Source organism: Leifsonia sp. Leaf336 (assembly GCF_001423695.1).
Classification (GTDB): Bacteria; Actinomycetota; Actinomycetes; order Actinomycetales; family Microbacteriaceae; genus Leifsonia.
This window is the reverse complement of sequence record NZ_LMOZ01000001.1, coordinates 1,082,367-1,098,193: the sequence shown is the minus strand read 5'-3', so window position 1 is coordinate 1,098,193 and position 15,827 is coordinate 1,082,367. Positions and strand designations below refer to the sequence as shown.

Genomic DNA, 15,827 nt, shown 5'->3' with positions numbered 1-15,827 from the left:
TCAGCGGTGTTGCTTGAGGGCGCGTGACGTTCGCGCCCATGTCAACCAGCGGGCCACCTCCTCCTCATCGAGATCGCCGCTGGCCACAAGCGACTTGGCAGCTTTTCTTGCACGCTCAATCCCGAATTGTTCGACGAACGCGGTGATAAGCCCTCGAAAGTAGTTCGCCTTCCACCCGGCAGGATCGTCTTCGTACCACCTGACGACTTCCATCCAGTCCCAATAGGAGCGGAAGAGTTGTTCGTGCGCATCGGGGTCGTCGTCGGCGTAGATCCAAGTCACGGCAACAAGGTCTGCCAGACGCAACAAGCCTTGGAATGTGACCTCATCGCGCCACGTCTCATGATCGAGTTGTCCTTGGGACCACCGGACTGCGTCAGGTGCCGACTCTCCACCCGATAGCAACGACTCGAATCGCCACCGAACTTCGGCAAGCAACGGGTCGGAAGTTTCGCTCATCGCGCAAATGATATGCAAGAAGCGCCGCGGTCAGCGAGACGAGTGTGACGAAACACGGCCACCTGGGGGGTTATCGCCCCAGGCCGCGAGTTGGTCGCGGCCTCGAAGGCCGAGAAAGCAGCTCCGGAACTCGGGCAACCTCTTCCGGGCGCGCGAGACTGTCATCGAGGCTGACGAAGGCGAGCAGCCGGAGCGGCACACCCAACTCCGCAGCGGCTTGCACCTTGTGGTGTCCGTCGAGCAAGAAGTGCGTGAGCCCCCAGTGCGCGTAATAATCGATCGACTCGACGTCTGTCGCGGGCTGACAGATATCCAACGTTGACAGCGCGACCGCAGTCGGGACGGTTCCGCCGCGCATGAGATCGAGATAGTAGGACACCCGATGCTGGTCATTCCAGCCCGGGGGCACCATCGGAACGATGAACTCGTAGAGATGCTCGTTCGGATCGACCTCTGTCTCAAACGTCCGGTAGTAGAAGCTGCGCGGGTTTTCGGGAAGTCCCCAGAAGCTGTCGACTCCCCACGTATCGACCTGCTCATGAGTGAAATAGTCACGTTCGTCGGTAGGAGCGACCAGTTGCGGTCGCACCTCAAGAAGCAACGGCAGGTAGTCCCCGATGGGCAGGAGAGAGCCGAACGATTGAATGATGTCCGCGCTCACCGAATCCAGTGGCCCCTCCAGCTCGCTCAGCCGCTCGCGCTCACGGGACAATGTGCCGTTAGCACCATCTTTTCGCTCGAACAGGAAAGGGCATGTGCCGCACCAGAGTGAGAGCTCGAAGGCCGGAGTGCCCTCCAAGAACAGGTACCTTTTCGAGAAGGGAACCCTCGAATCGGCCTTGGCGAATCTCAGGGTTCCTTCGTTCTCTGGCACGCCGAGTCGACGTCGAGGCATCTGGGTCAGCAACACGACACGATCCTAGAACCGCACGCATTGACGGACGCGCGCAGCCCTTCGAACCGCTTCGACCTCAGGCCCAAAGCGTGCTGCTCTCCTGCCAGCCATCAGGTACGCCCATGTGCGTCTTCGGAACGATCTGGATCGACGGGAAGCTCCTCAGCACCGCGGGGAGCAATTTGCTGCGCCCGATCCCCAGCCGGTCTGCGAGGAACTGGATAAGCGTCAGCTGTCCGAAAGTGCGGCTCCAGTCCGTGGATACGGCGTCGAGGTCAGGGTGGTGCCCAACTTTCGGCAGCTTCGGTGAAATGGTGTGAACGCGATTGAACAATCGCCCGTGATGCGCACACGTGTTCCGCACGAGGTTGAGTGCCTTGAGCCAGCTGCTCAGCTGAGGCGCCGTCAGTCCGGATGCATCGGCTATTGCGTCCTGAGCTTGCCGCGGGGCGAAGCCGAAAAGAAAGGTCAGACTCCCCCAGTCCAAGATCTCCGTCGCTGCCCAGACGGGCAACCGGCCGCCGTACCTCTGCGCGTGGTGATCGACGAACTCCTCGCGAGACTTGTCCAGCTCGACGTTATAGCGATCAACCCATTTCGCATAACGATCGCCCTGACGCGCGGTCGGCCCGAGCTTCGACACTTCCAGGTGCGCACACGGATCGATGCGTCCCAACTCGTGTCCCACGTGGGCGCGGATAGCGAGTTCGACGGGCATAAGAGCGGCAAACACCGATGAACGTAGCCGAGCGTCGAAGTCGTACAGCGCGACCACGTCGCTAAAGCGGGTGCCCTCGTAGAAGTCATCGCCGCGAGCTGAGTTGACGAGCCTTCGAAACGGGTACCAGTATCCGCTCAACCGGTAGTAGTTCACCCTCTGGAGTGTTGCGACAGCGACTTCCTCGTCGCCTATCTGCATGCCACGGCCCGAAAGGATCTGCACTTGCTCTGCATAGGTCTTGTAAGCCTTGACGTGCCCGCCCACTACACCGCCCAAACAATGAGGACCGGCCCTGGACCTACCGAAGTAGGCGGAACCGGTCTTAGTGACATCGACTTTACGCGATCGCTGCAAGCGAATGCAACAGAGGCCACATGCCTCGCGTTCGCTTGGCGACGAGACTCAAGCGAGCCAGCGAAAGGCCATTCCGATGCGATCTCGAAACGGAATAACCAACGCGTCACCTACTCATTGAAGCGTCACTCCACCGGGTCCCGTCGGGATCACAACGTACGATTCGAATTCAGTCCCGGCCCCAGAAGCGGCTGGGCGCCAGGAGGATTCCGGCGCGGTCTCCTTGCGGTCGGAAGGACCAGAGGTGGTGACCGCTGGTCAGATGCCTCCTTCGGCGGACCAGAGCTCCTCCGCCTCGAGGGTCAGATCGATCATCTGACGCAGGAGACCTCCCATCGATGTCGACCTCAACAGGGTGTACCTGTCGTACTCGCCCAGCGGAGCGAGCGCCGCCAGTTGCCACACGGCTGCGACGGGATCGTCCGACAGCTCGATGCCGGCATCCGACTGCGGCTCCGCGACGCGGGCTATCACGCGGCGGACAACCGCTTCGGCCTCGGCCCGCAGGGGTGCGAGCGCCTCGGACCACTCCAGCTCCGGCAGCATCGAGAGCGCGGCCCGGGGATACGGGTCGTCGTCGAGCCAGCGCTCGACCGTGAACCGCCGGGTCCCCACGCCGACGATGAGCAGGTCGTCGGCGCCCGCGGCCGCGCTCACCAGGCGCGCCATCGTCCCCACCGAGGCGCGCTGGTCGCCACCCCCGGCTTCGGGTCCCCGCTCGATGAGGACGACGCCGAACTCGAACCCCGGTTCGTCCTCGTCGAGCAATCGGCCGACCATTGTGAGATACCGCGGCTCGAACACCCGCAGCGGGATGGCCACGCTTGGGAACAGAACTGATCCGAGCGGGAACATCGGTGAGGCGGCCATGCTCCAGTGAAGCACCGCTGACATAGAGTGAACAGGTGTCCCGACCGCGCCCCGAGATCCCAGGAACGGGACAGGAGTCTGTGTGGGACTACCCGAGGCCCCCGCGCATCGAGCGCGTCACCGCGCCTGTCACGATCCGTCTGGGCGGGCAGCTCATCGTTGAAACCCGAGACGTCGTCCGGGTGCTCGAGACCAGCCATCCGCCGGTCTACTACATCCCGATAGCAGACTTCGTACCCGGCGCGCTGGTCGACGCCGACGGTTCGACGTTCTGCGAGTTCAAGGGCACCGCACGATATCTCGACGTGCGCGGCGGAGGCGAGGTGCGGCCCGCTTGCGCGTGGAACTACCCGCATCCGTCGCCCGGGTTCGAGCCGCTCCGAGATCGCGTTGCCGTCTACGCGCAGCAGATGGATGAGTGCACGGTCGACGGCGAGGTCGTGACGCCGCAGCCCGGAGGCTTCTACGGCGGCTGGATCACGAGTTCCGTCGTCGGGCCCTTCAAAGGGACGCCCGGGTCACAGGGCTGGTGAGCACCGGGGATACCCCGCACGAGAGAACAATCCGTGCTCCGAACGCGTGGAGGAGAATCGCCCGGGGATTTCCTCCCCTGGCCTCTCTGGGAGGACTTCGTCGGCGCGCCGCCCCGCGATCTCCTCCGACATGAATGCGCCAGGTGTGGGTGGGCGCCGTGACCCGATCGGGGACGCGCTTCCCGTCCCGGATGCTGGCAGGATCGACGAGTGCCTGCCGACCCGAACACGCGCGACGTCCGCCTCCGTCGTTCCAGTCGCGGCACGCGCGTCACCGCGATAACGGTGCAGGTGGTGTTCCTCCTCGCGATGTTGGGCGGGCAGCTTCAGCCGATGCCTGACCTCCCCCAGGTCGACCGCGACCTCGGTCCGCTGGCCTGGGTCGGAATGGCCGCCCTGGCCCTCGCGGCGGTGCGCAGCCTCTTCGTCGGCGTCTATCTCTCGAACGAGCACATCCGCGTAAAGAGCTGGTTCCGCACGTACACGATTCCGCTCGATGCCGGAACACGCTGCCGTGCCGTCCACTACGAGAGCTGGTACGTCACGCGCGGCAGCGCCTACCGGTCGGTTCAGATGCTGTTTCTGTCGTGGGAGGCCGATGGCGGGCGCCGCTCGCGATCCTTCCCGGCGACGGCGGTGCGCCGGTCGAGGGCGATCGGCCAGGCAGATGTTGTCAACGCGTACATCACCGCGGCGACGAGCGGGATGCTGCCGGGCGTTCGCGACTACGCCCGCGGTGCAATCTGGCGGTCGATCACGGCGGATTCGCGCGAACGACTTGTACTGCGCGATGCACAACCCGCCCGGCACCGACGGTCGCGGGTGCTCGGGTAAGCGGGTGGTGGGTTCCCGATCAGACTCTCTCGAGAAGGGGGAACCCAGAGCCGTCTACACGTTGAACCTGAACTCGACCACATCCCCGTCCTGCATCACGTAGTCCTTCCCCTCCATGCGCGCCTTGCCGCGCGAGCGGGCCTCGGCGACGCTGCCCGCGTCGATGAGGTCGTCGAAGGAGATGACTTCGGCCTTGATGAAGCCCTTCTCGAAGTCGGTGTGGATGACGCCGGCCGCCTGGGGGGCCTTCCAGCCCTTGTGGATGGTCCAGGCGCGGGACTCCTTGGGGCCGGCCGTCAGGTAGGTCTGCAGGCCGAGGGTGTCGAAGCCGATGCGGGCGAGCTGGTCGAGCCCGCTCTCCGTCTGGCCGGTGGAGGCCAACAGTTCGGCGGCGTCGGCGGCGTCGAGGTCGATGAGCTCCGACTCCAGCTTGGCGTCCAGGAAGACGGCCTGCGCCGGCGCGACCAGTTCGGCGAGCGCCGCTCGGCGGGCGTCGTCGGTCAGCACGTCCTCGTCCACGTTGAAGACGTAGATGAACGGCTTCGCGGTGAGCAGCCCCAGCTCGCGGATCGGCTCCAGGTCGATGCTGGAGGTCGAGAGCGGCTTGCCGTCGTTCAGGAACGCGATCGCCTCGCGGGCCGTCTCGAGCACGATCGGCTCCAGCTTGCGGCCCTTGACCTCCTTCTCGTAGCGCTGCTCCGCCTTCTCGAGGGTCTGCAGGTCGGCGAGGATGAGCTCGGTGTTGATGGTCTCCATGTCGCTGGCGGCGTCGACCTTGCCGGCGACGTGCACGACATCGGGGTCGGAGAACCCACGGACGACCTGGGCGATCGCGTCGGCCTCCCGGATGTTCGCGAGGAACTTGTTGCCGAGGCCCTCGCCTTCGCTCGCGCCCTTGACGATGCCTGCGATGTCGAGGAACGACACGGGGGCCGGGAGGATGCGCTCGCTGCTGAACAGCTCGGCCAGCTTGTCCAGGCGGGGGTCGGGCAGGTTGACGACGCCGACGTTCGGCTCGATGGTCGCGAACGGGTAGTTCGCCGCGAGGGCGTCGTTCTTGGTCAGCGCGTTGAAAAGGGTCGACTTGCCGACGTTCGGGAGTCCGACGATACCGATAGTGAGAGCCACGGTCGTCCATTCTACGGGCGGGGGCGGCGCCCGACCCGCTCCCGGCCCCGGAGGGCGACCGAGGGGCACGTAAACGCCCCGAAAATGCGTGGGAAGGGGCGTTTGCGTGCCCCTCGGCGGGGGAAAGAGCTTCAGCCGTCCAGCGTCGCCCGGTAGCAGCGGGTCACGTACGGGAGCTCGATGGTCTCGGCGCCGGCGAGGTCGGGGTGCTCGGCGTGGAGGCGGCGCAGCGAGCCGATGACCGCCGCCTGCGCGTCCGGGTCCTTGGTGATGAAGTAGCTGCGCGATCGCGCCAGATCCAGCAGCCCGTCGAGCGTGAGCGCCTGCACCCAGTGCACGTCGAAGCGCTCCAGCGCCCCGAAGGGAGGCCCGACCACCGGGTCCTCCTCGTCGCCGGTCACGGCGTCCCCCGAGCCCATCAGCTCGCCCAGCTCGCGCACCCACTCGACGCTCTCGTCGCGGTCGTTCCAGACCAGGCCGATCCTGCCGCCCGGCCGCAGCACCCGCGCGACCTCCGGCACGGCGACCAGCGGGTCGACCCAGTGCCAGGCCTGAGCGGCGACGACCAGCCCTGCGCTCGCGTCGGGCAGCGGGAGGCTCTCGCCGCTCCCGAGCCGCGCCTCGGCCTCCGGCACACGTTCGCCGAGTACCGCCAGCATCTGCGGCGACGGGTCGACGGCGACGACCTCCCGGCCCGCCTCCACTAGCGCGCGTGTCAGCTTGCCGGTGCCGGCTCCCAGGTCGACGACGAGGCCCTCCGTGCCGTCGGTGAGCCAGGCGACGGCGTCCGCCGGGTAGCCCGGGCGCGACGCCTCGTAGACCTCCGCCGCCCGGTCGAACGACCGCGCATGCTCCACCCGCTCTCGCCTCTCGCGCATACCGCGACCCTACCCGCGGGTTCCGGGTCCGCTCCGCCGATTTCGCACGTGCTCGGCGGTGCGCGCGGGCGGCGTCGGTGGACCATGCAAGCATTCAGGCGTGCCATTGGACTTCACCGCCATCGACTTCGAAACCGCGAACTCCTCTGCGGCGTCCGCCTGTTCGGTCGGGCTGGTGAAGGTGCGGGACGGCCGGGTCGTCGACCGCGCGAGCTGGTTCATCCGGCCGCCGCTCGGACACGATGTGTTCCAGGAGTGGAACGTCCGCATCCACGGCATCCGTCCGGAGGACGTGGCCGGAGCGGCGACCTGGGTCGACCAGCTGGCCGACCTGGTCGAGTTCGCGGAGGACGACCATCTCGTCGCGCACAACGCCGGCTTCGACATGGGAGTGATCCGCGCGGCGTGCGCCGCCACCTTCGTCTCCTGCCCCGAATACCGCTACCTGTGCAGCCTCCAGGTCGCCCGCCGCACGTACCACCTCGAGTCGTACCGCCTCCCGGTGGCGGCGATGGCAGCGGGCTTCGACGACTTCCACCACCACGACGCCCTCGCCGACGCCGAGGCCTGCGCCGCGATCGTGGTGCACTCCGCCCGCCGCCACGAGGCCGCGACGATCGACGACCTCGCAGCGCTCACCGGCGCCCGCATCGGCCGGATCGGCTACCCCGCCGCCGCATAGCCCGACGGGCTCGCGCGGCGATTTCCCGGCCCGCCCACGGGCGCTCCCGGCCGCTGTCGGCGGCCCCTGGCACACTGAGGCCATGGACACACTCGCCCTCCTTCTCGGCCTTCTCATCGGCCTCATCGTCGGCGCCGCAGCGGCGGGGTTCGCCGTCGCAAGGCTGCTGCGCGGCCGGGAGGCTGCGGCCGAGCCTGCGGAGAGCCCCGCGATCGTCGCCGCACGGCACGAGAAGGAGCTCGTCGAGGTGCGTGCGGCGGAGGCCGCGGTCCAGTCGGAGCTGCGCGCCGACCTCGCCGCCGCCGACACTCGCGTCGACGCGCTGCAGGAGCAGCTGCGCGGGCTGCAGGGGCAGCTCCGCGAGACCGAGGAGCGGCATCGCGCAGAGGCGCTGGCCCAGAGCGAGCGCGAGCGCGCCGAGAGCAAGGTGCTGCAAGCCCTCGCGCCCGTCAAGGAGAGCCTCACCGACATGCAGCGCAAGGTCGTCGAGCTCGAGACCCAGCGCCACCAGCAGCACGGCCAGCTCACCCAGCAGCTGCGCTCCGCGGCCGAGTCCGAGGAGCGGCTGCGCAGCACCGCCGAGTCGCTGGCGTCCGCTTTGCGCTCCAACAGCACCCGTGGTGTGTGGGGCGAAACGCAGCTGCGCAGTGTCGTGGAGGCCGCCGGCCTGATCGAGCGGGTCGACTTCGACGTCCAGTCGAGCATCCACTCGGAGTCCGGCGCCGGCCGGCCCGACATGATCATCCGGCTCCCCGGCGGCAAGAGCATCGCGCTCGACGCCAAGGTGCCGTTCAACGCCTATCTCGAGGCCAGCCAGATCCCGGCGACGGCGACCGGCACCGAGGGGGCGCAGCGCGAGGCGCTCCTCAAGCAGCACGTCAAGGCGGTCCGCGATCACATCACCACGCTGGGCAGCAAGGCGTACTGGACGGGCCTGGAGTCCTCCCCCGAGCTGGTGATCGCGTTCATCCCGAGCGAGTCGCTGGTCTCGTCGGCGATGGAGGCCGACCCGTCGATCATGGAGTTCGCGTTCGGCAAGCGCGTCGCCCTCGCGTCGCCGGTGACTCTGTGGTCGGTGCTCAAGACGGTCGCGTTCAGCTGGCAGCAGGATGTGCTGACGAAGGAGGCCAAAGAGCTCTTCGACCTCAGCCGCACGCTCTACACGCGACTGGCCACGACAGCCGGCCACATCGAGAAGCTCGGCCGCTCGATCGAACGCACGGTCAAGGACTACAACGGCTTCGTCGGCTCGTTCGAGCGACAGGTCTTCCCGGCCGCGCGCAAGCTGGGAGCGTACGACGAATCGAAGATCATCGGCGTGCTGGAGGGCATCGAAGAAGCCCCGCGCGAGCTCACCGCGTTCGAACTCGTCAACGAGCTGGAGGCGCAGGCCGAGGTCCGCGTGCACTCAGAGGCCTCCCCCGACGACGCGCGCGACATGCACGGCATCGACAAGCTCGCTCTCGAAGAGAAGCAGCGCGCCGAAGCAGGCGACGCCGAGTCCGGCGCCGCCTGACGCTCACAGCTCGTCCGGCGACAGCCACTTCTCCGCGAGGTGGTCGGCGGAGACGCGGCGGATGGTGCCCGACTTGGAGCGCAGCACGATCGACTCGGTGCGGATGATCGGGCCCTTGCGGCGCACGCCCTCCACGAGGCCGCCGTCGGTGACGCCGGTCGCGACGAAGAAGGTGTTGTCGCCCTTCACCAGGTCGTCCGCACCGTAGATGCGGTCCATGTCGAGACCGGCCGCGATGCCGCCGGCGCGCTCGGCGTCATCCTTGGGCGCCAGCCGACCCTGCATGAAGCCGCCGATCGCCTTGATCGCGCACGCGGTCGTGATGCCCTCCGGGCTGCCGCCGATGCCGACGCACATGTCGATGCGCGACTCGTAGCGGGCTGCGTTGATGCCGCCGGCCACGTCGCCGTCGAGCATCAGCCGCGTGCCGGCGCCGGCCGCGCGGATCTCCTCGATCAGTCCCTCGTGGCGCGGCCGGTCGAGCACCGCGACGCGGATCTCGCCGACCGGCTTGCCCTTGGCCTTCGCCAGCTCCCGGATGTTGTCGCCGATCGGCTGCGACAGGTCCACGACCCCGCGGCCCTCAGGGCCGGTGACGATCTTGTCCATGTAGAACACGCTGGAGGCGTCCAGCATGGTCCCGCGATCCGAGACCGCGATCACCGACAGCGCGTTCTGGCGCCCGGCCGCCGTCAGCGACGTGCCGTCGATCGGGTCGACGGCGATGTCGCACGCCGGGCCCCTGCCATTGCCGACGTGCTCGCCGTTGAACAGCATCGGCGCGTTGTCCTTCTCGCCCTCGCCGATCACGATCAGACCGTCGAAGTTGACCGTGCCGAGGAACTTGCGCATCGCATCCACCGCCGCACCGTCGGCCGCGTTCTTGTCACCGCGCCCGATCCACGGCGTCGCACGGATGGCGGCGGCCTCGGTCGCCCTCACCAGCTCCATCGCCAGGTTCCGATCGGGATGCAGGAAGAGGGTCGCGGTGTCGGTGCTGGTCATGATGGGTCCTCCCGGACGAATCGAGTACGACACCGCGAATCGAACGACGGTGTCAGCCGCCGGACGACGGCGATGCCAGTGTATCCGCGCGCGGTCGCCGCGCACCCCTACCCGGGTGAACGTTCATCGACGGCAGGCCGCACCGGCCGCCTCGGTATGATGAGACCCGTTCGACACCCCGATCCCTCAAGGAGCCGCAATGCCCATCGCCACGCCGGACCAGTACGCAGAGATGCTCGACAAGGCGAAGGCGGGCGGGTTCGCGTATCCCGCGTTCAACGTCTCGTCGTCGCAGACCATCAACGCCGTGCTCCAGGGCCTGACCGAGGCGGGCAGCGACGGCATCATCCAGGTCACCACCGGCGGCGCCGACTACTTCGCCGGCCAGACGGTCAAGGCCCGCGCCACCGGCGCACTGGCGTTCGCCAAGTTCGCCACCGAGGTCGCCAAGAACTACCCGATCACGGTCGCGCTGCACACAGACCACTGCCCCAAGAACGCCCTCGACGACTTCGTGCTGCCGCTCATCGCCGCCTCCGAGGAGGAGGTGCGCGCCGGCCGCAACCCGATCTTCCAGTCGCACATGTGGGACGGCTCGGCCGTGCCGCTGGCCGAGAACCTCGAGATCGCGCAGGAGATGATCAAGCGCACCAAGGCCATCAACGCCATCCTCGAGGTCGAGATCGGCGTCGTCGGCGGCGAGGAGGACGGCGTGCGTCACGAGGGATCCAACGAGGCGCTCTACACGACCCTCGGCGATGTCGAGCAGGCCGTGGAGGCCCTCGGTCTCGGCGAGAACGGCCGTTACATGGCCGCCCTGACCTTCGGCAACGTGCACGGCGTCTACAAGCCGGGCAACGTCAAGCTGCGCCCCGAGCTCCTCAAGGAGATCCAGGACGGCCTCGCCACCAAGTACGGCACCGGCCCGAAGCCGCTCGACCTCGTCTTCCACGGCGGCTCCGGCTCGACCGACGAGGAGATCGCCGAGGCGGTCCGCAACGGCGTCGTCAAGATGAACATCGACACCGACACCCAGTACGCGTTCACCCGCTCCGTTGCCGGCTACATGTTCGAGAACTACGACGGCGTGCTCAAGGTGGACGGCGAGGTCGGCAACAAGAAGGCGTACGACCCGCGCGCCTGGGGCAAGGTCGCCGAGACCGCCATGGCAGCACGCGTCATCGAGGCCACGCAGCAGCTGGGCAGCGCCGGGCACTCCGGCAAGTAGTCCAGAAGGCAGGGGGGAATGAGCGAGCACGACCCGGAGAAACGGCCGGACGAACGTCCGCGCCCGAAGTACGGCGAGCTCGCGCCCCCCGGCTGGGTGTGGCGTCCGCCTCAGGACGCCGACCGCCTGGACACCACGCACCACAGTCCGGCGGCATCGGAGGTCGAGCAGCAACCTCCCGCGCCGCCGCAGCCGCCGGCGGGGCCGGGTCAGCACGCCCAGGGGCCGCACGCCCAGGGGCCATACGCCGCCGGCCCCCAGCTGCGCGCCGACGCACCGCGCTGGAACCTGACGTTCACGATCGTGATGCTCGTCATCGGGTTCTTCGGCATGACGTACTCGATCGGCACACTGCAGGCGTTGCCGGCGGCGATGGAACTCCTGCACTCGTCGCAGAACCTCGGCCCCTACGTGCAAGACCCCTCGGTCGCGCCGCTGATCACCGTGGGCACCGTCGTTATGGCCGGCATCTGGGCGATCTCTGCCGGGCTGTCGGTGTGGCTCCTGGTGCAGAAGCGGCTCGCGTTCTACATCCCCCTGGTCGCCGGTGTGGTCGCGCTGGTCACGCTCTTCGTGATCCTCGGGATCATCTTCTCGACCGATCCGGTGCTCCTCGACTTCTACAGCGGGATCTCCCCGACGCCGGGGCCGAGCTCGTCCGTTCCGACGAGCCCGACTCCGACGACGACGCCCACGACGACACCGACACCCGGGGTGTCGGCCTCGTCCTGAACGGTCAGGCCGCGGCGCCGGTCTCCCGCGCCTCCTCGAGCCCTGCAGCCAGCGGGGTGGTCGGCCGCCCGATGAGCTCGCTCAGGGTGCCGGTCACCTCGGCGAGCGCGCCGTCGCGGATGTTGCCGTCGAGCGCGACGACGAAGCCCGCCGTCCCCTCGTCGAGCCCCGCCTCGCGCAGGGCGGCTGTGTGCTCCTCCGGCGTCACCGACCGGTAGGAGACCGGGCGGCCCGCCAACTCGCCGACCGTCGCCGCGAGGTCGTCGAACGTCCACGCGACGTCGCCGCCGAGCTCGTAGACCGCTCCTTCGTGCCCGTCCGTGGTGAGCACGACGGCCGCGGCCTCCGCGTAATCCTTGCGGGAGGCGGAGGCCACCCGACCGTCGCCCGCGCTGCCGACGAGCTCGCCTGTCGCCGCCGCGATGTCGACCTGGCCCGCGTAGTTCTCGGTGTACCAGTTGTTGCGCAGCACCGTCACCGGCAGGCCGGAGGCCGCGAGGAGCCGCTCGGTCTCGGCGTGCTCGGGCGCGAGGATCAGGTCGGTGTCCGTCGCGCGCGGAGCGCTCGTGTAGACGATCCGGCCGACACCGGCCCGCGCGGCCGCGTCGATGGCGTTGCGGTGCTGCGGGATGCGCTGGCCGACCTCCGAGCCGGACACCAGGAGGAGGGCGTCGGCACCGGCGAAGGCCGGGTCGAGGGTCTCCGGCGCCTCGAAGTCGATGACGGCGGTCTGCACGCCGAGGGCGGCGAGCGGGGCGAGTCGCTCCGCGCTGCGTCCGACGGCCCGGATCTCGGCCGCGGGTACCCCGCGCTCGAGCAGGGAGTCGACGGTGAGGCGGCCCAGGTGTCCGGTTGCTCCGGTGACGACGATGGTCATGGGGGTGGTTCCTTTCGTTCGGTCTCCCTTCGCAACCGGTGGGAGAGCGCGATACTTCCCTGTCGGAGGTACCCACTTTTCGGTAAGTTACTGACGTGGACACCAGATTCCCGTCGTTCGAGGCCCTCGGCTTCACTGATGGCGTGCTCCCGTCGGAGTGCCCGTCGCGCATCGTGCTCAATCACGTCACGAGCACCTGGGGCGTGCTCGTGCTCGTCGCCCTCGCTCGCAGCGACCTGCGCTGGGGCGAGCTGCGGCGCACCGTTCAGGGCATCAGCGAGAAGATGCTCGCGCAGACCCTGCGCACCCTCGAGCGGGACGGCTTCGTGCTGCGCACCGCCCAGCCCACCGTTCCGCCGCGCGTCGACTACAGCCTGACCGGCCGGGGCAGGGAGGTCACCGCGCACCTGCTCCCGCTCATGCAGTGGATCGCGGGCAACGCCGACGACATCGTCGCGGGCATCCCGCCCGCGCCGCCCGCTCCCCTGGGCTTCGAGACCGGGCAGGCCTCGATCAGCGGGGACTTCCGGGACGGCAACGAGGACTCGCTCTACGCGTCCTCCTGGTCGGCGTTCGTCGCCGACGGAGTGGGCGGGCACGCGGGCGGCGAGGTCGCGTCGGCGACCGTCGCGATCCGGCTCGCGTCGATGCTGGACGCGACCGAGGGCCGCCTCCCCGGCGAGGAGCGGCTCCGTGAACTGATCGCCATCGCCAACGCCGACCTCGCGCTGCGGGTGCGGATGGACGCCGCGCTGGCCGGGATGGCGACCACGCTCGTCGGGCTCTTCTCCGACGGCGAGCAGACGCTCGTCGCCCACACCGGCGACTCCCGCGCCTACCGGCTCCGCGACGGCGCGCTCGCGCAGATCACCGAAGACGACTCGTTGGTGCGCGAGCTGTTGGCCTCCGGCGCGATCCGGGAGGCCGAAGTCGCCGACCATCCCCTGCGCTCGGTCGTGACCCACGTGCTCGGTGGGGACCCGGAGGACGCGGCCGCTCTGCACGTCGCGGCGCAGCCGCTGCGGCGCGGCGATCGCTGGCTGCTGGCGAGCGACGGGCTCACCGACTACGTGCCCGTCCTGGAGGTCGCCGACACCCTGGTCGCCGCCGTGACCCCGCAGGACGCCGCGGATGCGCTCGTCGCTCTCGCGCTCCGCCACCGTGCCCGCGACAACGTGACGGTTGTCGTTGCGGACGTGGTCGAGCTCGTCGATCCTCCGGTCTATCGCGCGGCCTTCGGAGGCTCGGCTGCTGCCGACCCCGCATCGGCCCGCACCCTGGAGGCGTGAGGGGCGTCGCTCTGGTCCGCCTCCAGGAGCGCGCGACCATACTGCACTCCCGCCATGAGGTGGCCGGCCGAGCCGAATGCGAGCAGCACGCCGGCCACCACCGTCAGCGCGATGGAGTCGAGCGCCTGCGGGGCCGCGAGGATCAGCAGGGGGAAGCCGGTGAACAGCAACGCCGTGCGACACTTGCCGATCATCGTCGGCTGCAGGATGCGCCGCCCCGATGGATGCACCAGGACGATGCAGCCGAGTGCGAGCGCCGGTGTCACGAGCACGGCCACGAGCCACCAGGGTGTGAGCCCGACCGCAGTGCAGCTGATGACGATCACGATCATGGCCACGCGATCGAGCAGCGGGTCGAGGCACTGTCCCAGCCGCGAGACGAGATCGAGCTTCCGGGCGAGATACCCGTCGAGCCAATCGCTCAGTCCGATGATCGCCAGCGCCGCCAGCGCCCAGCCGTAGGCGTCGTGCGCGAGCAGCACGGCGAAGACCGGCAGGAGGAGGCCACGCGCATAGGTGACGAGGTTCGGCACCAGCATCCACTGCTCGCCGAACCCCGCCCACAGCGGTCCGGTCGCGGGAGCCGTCCCGCTCTGGTCAGCTGCGCCGTGCCTTCGAGACCTCATGTACTAGAGGCTAGCCCGCTAGGCTTCAGATATTTTTGACTGTCACTGGATTGTCAGCCAGCCCGGATTGTCAGCCAGAGGGACCAGCGGCGGCCTCAGCGGCCGCGTCCGCCCAGCGCTCGCGCGTCTTGGCGACCGGTGATGTCTTTGCGGAGCTCCTTGGGCAGCGAGAACATGAGGTCCTCCTCCGCCGTCTTGACCTCCTGCACCTCGGCGTAGCCCGCGCCGGAGAGGTCCGCGAGGACCTCCTGCACCAGCACCTCCGGCACCGAGGCGCCGCTGGTCACGCCGACGGTCGCGACGCCGTCGAGCCACTCCTGGCGGATCTCGCTCGCGTAGTCGACGCGGTAGGCGGCCTTCGCGCCGTACTCGAGCGCGACCTCCACGAGGCGCACCGAGTTGGACGAGTTCGCGGAGCCGACCACGATCACGAGGTCGGCGTCCTCCGCCACCTTCTTGATCGCGACCTGGCGGTTCTGCGTCGCGTAACAGATGTCGTCGCTCGGCGGGTCCTGGAGGTTGGGGAAGCGCTCGCGGAGCCGGCGCACCGTCTCCATCGTCTCGTCGACCGACAGCGTCGTCTGCGACAGCCAGACCACCTTGTCGGGGTCCTTCACCTCGATGCGATCGACGTCGTCCGGGCCGTTCACGAGCGTGACGTGATCGGGAGCCTCGCCTGCGGTGCCTTCGACCTCCTCGTGGCCCTCGTGGCCGATGAGGAGGATCTCGAAGTCGTCGCGGGCGAAGCGCACGGCCTCCCGGTGCACCTTCGTGACCAAGGGGCAGGTGGCGTCAATCGCGAGGAGACCGCGGTCGGCCGCGGCGTTCACGACCGCGGGCGACACCCCGTGGGCGGAGAACACGACGTGGGCGCCGGTCGGCACTTCGTCGACCTCGTCCACGAAGATCGCGCCCTGCTGCTCCAGCTCGGACACGACGTGCACGTTGTGCACGATCTGCTTGCGCACGTAAACCGGGGCGCCGTAGTGCTCCAGCGCCTTCTCCACGGCGACGACGGCGCGGTCCACACCCGCGCAGTACCCGCGGGGGGCGGCCAGCAGCACGCGCTTGTGTCCCTGGACCGGGATATCCTGAAGCCGCCCGCGCGCGCCGGGGTCCCGCTTGACGGGGATCCGGGGCATGGGGAGGCTGATGGTCGCGTCGCTCACTCCTCGATCGTACGCGGAGCGCGCTGAAGAA

At 68.6% G+C, this 15,827-nt stretch carries 17 protein-coding genes and 1 pseudogene; 8 read left to right on the top strand and 10 right to left on the bottom strand.

The window, feature by feature from the left end; translation table 11 throughout:
- The 4 genes from ASF88_RS05345 to ASF88_RS05330 form a co-directional block, all read right to left on the bottom strand.
- Complete coding sequence (locus tag ASF88_RS05345; RefSeq protein WP_157498242.1) at positions 1-459, bottom strand: hypothetical protein; 459 nt, start codon at positions 457-459, stop codon at positions 1-3.
- A 70-nt stretch (positions 460-529) separates the two neighbouring features.
- Complete coding sequence (locus ASF88_RS05340) at positions 530-1,369, bottom strand: hypothetical protein (protein WP_082518763.1); 840 nt, start codon at positions 1,367-1,369, stop codon at positions 530-532.
- A gap of 61 nt (positions 1,370-1,430) precedes the next feature.
- Entirely contained in the window at positions 1,431-2,339 is a 909-nt protein-coding gene (locus tag ASF88_RS05335) for an Abi family protein (protein ID WP_055915181.1), read from the bottom strand.
- Positions 2,340-2,687: 348 nt separating this feature from the next.
- Positions 2,688-3,284, bottom strand: coding sequence for an LON peptidase substrate-binding domain-containing protein (locus ASF88_RS05330; RefSeq protein ID WP_200935251.1), 597 nt, complete (start codon positions 3,282-3,284; stop codon positions 2,688-2,690).
- A 50-nt stretch (positions 3,285-3,334) separates the two neighbouring features.
- On the opposite strand from ASF88_RS05330, the gene ASF88_RS05325 reads away from it, so the two are divergent.
- Together ASF88_RS05325 and ASF88_RS05320 are read left to right on the top strand one after the other, a co-directional pair.
- Positions 3,335-3,832, top strand: coding sequence for a DUF427 domain-containing protein (locus ASF88_RS05325; RefSeq protein WP_055915175.1), 498 nt, complete (start codon positions 3,335-3,337; stop codon positions 3,830-3,832).
- A gap of 210 nt (positions 3,833-4,042) precedes the next feature.
- Positions 4,043-4,666 carry a hypothetical protein gene (locus ASF88_RS05320; RefSeq protein ID WP_055915172.1) on the top strand — a complete coding sequence of 208 codons (624 nt, stop codon included), beginning with the start codon at positions 4,043-4,045 and terminating at the stop codon, positions 4,664-4,666.
- A 54-nt stretch (positions 4,667-4,720) separates the two neighbouring features.
- Here the strand turns inward: ASF88_RS05320 and ychF are convergent, their stop codons facing one another.
- The gene (gene ychF, locus ASF88_RS05315; protein WP_055915169.1) at positions 4,721-5,794 is read right to left on the bottom strand and encodes a redox-regulated ATPase YchF; all 1,074 of its coding nucleotides are present in this window, start codon (positions 5,792-5,794) and stop codon (positions 4,721-4,723) included.
- Positions 5,795-5,925: 131 nt separating this feature from the next.
- Positions 5,926-6,672, bottom strand: a complete 747-nt coding sequence (locus tag ASF88_RS05310) for a class I SAM-dependent methyltransferase (protein WP_055915164.1) — start codon at positions 6,670-6,672, stop codon at positions 5,926-5,928.
- A gap of 100 nt (positions 6,673-6,772) precedes the next feature.
- On the opposite strand from ASF88_RS05310, the gene ASF88_RS05305 reads away from it, so the two are divergent.
- Positions 6,773-7,354: an exonuclease domain-containing protein gene (locus ASF88_RS05305; protein WP_055915161.1), complete on the top strand. Its 582-nt coding sequence runs from the start codon at positions 6,773-6,775 to the stop codon at positions 7,352-7,354.
- Between the two features lie 82 nt (positions 7,355-7,436).
- Positions 7,437-8,870: a DNA recombination protein RmuC gene (rmuC, locus tag ASF88_RS05300; protein WP_055915158.1), complete on the top strand. Its 1,434-nt coding sequence runs from the start codon at positions 7,437-7,439 to the stop codon at positions 8,868-8,870.
- Positions 8,871-8,873: 3 nt separating this feature from the next.
- Here the strand turns inward: rmuC and glpX are convergent, their stop codons facing one another.
- Positions 8,874-9,875 (bottom strand): class II fructose-bisphosphatase, encoded by a 1,002-nt coding sequence (gene glpX / locus ASF88_RS05295; protein WP_055915155.1) that lies wholly within the window; start codon positions 9,873-9,875, stop codon positions 8,874-8,876.
- Positions 9,876-10,074: 199 nt separating this feature from the next.
- Between glpX and fbaA the strand changes: the two genes are divergently transcribed.
- Both fbaA and ASF88_RS05285 read left to right on the top strand, forming a co-directional pair.
- Positions 10,075-11,103 carry a class II fructose-bisphosphate aldolase gene (fbaA, locus tag ASF88_RS05290; RefSeq protein WP_055915154.1) on the top strand — a complete coding sequence of 343 codons (1,029 nt, stop codon included), beginning with the start codon at positions 10,075-10,077 and terminating at the stop codon, positions 11,101-11,103.
- An 18-nt stretch (positions 11,104-11,121) separates the two neighbouring features.
- On the top strand, positions 11,122-11,835 hold the full coding sequence (locus ASF88_RS05285) for a DUF6264 family protein (RefSeq protein WP_200935229.1): 714 nt from the start codon (positions 11,122-11,124) through the stop codon (positions 11,833-11,835).
- A gap of 4 nt (positions 11,836-11,839) precedes the next feature.
- Here ASF88_RS05285 and ASF88_RS05280 read toward each other — a convergent pair whose 3' ends face one another.
- Positions 11,840-12,712, bottom strand: a complete 873-nt coding sequence (locus tag ASF88_RS05280) for an SDR family oxidoreductase (protein WP_055915151.1) — start codon at positions 12,710-12,712, stop codon at positions 11,840-11,842.
- A 95-nt stretch (positions 12,713-12,807) separates the two neighbouring features.
- Here ASF88_RS05280 and ASF88_RS20915 point away from each other — a divergent pair.
- Positions 12,808-13,170, top strand: a pseudogene (locus ASF88_RS20915) (winged helix-turn-helix transcriptional regulator); the annotation flags it as partial.
- Positions 13,162-14,001 (top strand): PP2C family protein-serine/threonine phosphatase, encoded by an 840-nt coding sequence (locus ASF88_RS20910; RefSeq protein ID WP_268765641.1) that lies wholly within the window; start codon positions 13,162-13,164, stop codon positions 13,999-14,001. The pseudogene ASF88_RS20915 and the gene ASF88_RS20910, both read left to right, overlap by 9 nt.
- Here ASF88_RS20910 and ASF88_RS05270 read toward each other — a convergent pair.
- Together ASF88_RS05270 and ASF88_RS05265 are read right to left on the bottom strand one after the other, a co-directional pair.
- Entirely contained in the window at positions 13,935-14,627 is a 693-nt protein-coding gene (locus ASF88_RS05270; protein ID WP_082518761.1) for a CDP-alcohol phosphatidyltransferase family protein, read from the bottom strand. The genes ASF88_RS20910 and ASF88_RS05270 overlap by 67 nt on opposite strands.
- 95 nt (positions 14,628-14,722) lie before the next feature.
- Positions 14,723-15,769, bottom strand: a complete 1,047-nt coding sequence (locus ASF88_RS05265; RefSeq protein WP_055916710.1) for a 4-hydroxy-3-methylbut-2-enyl diphosphate reductase — start codon at positions 15,767-15,769, stop codon at positions 14,723-14,725.
- Between the last annotated feature and the right edge of the window lie 58 nt (positions 15,770-15,827).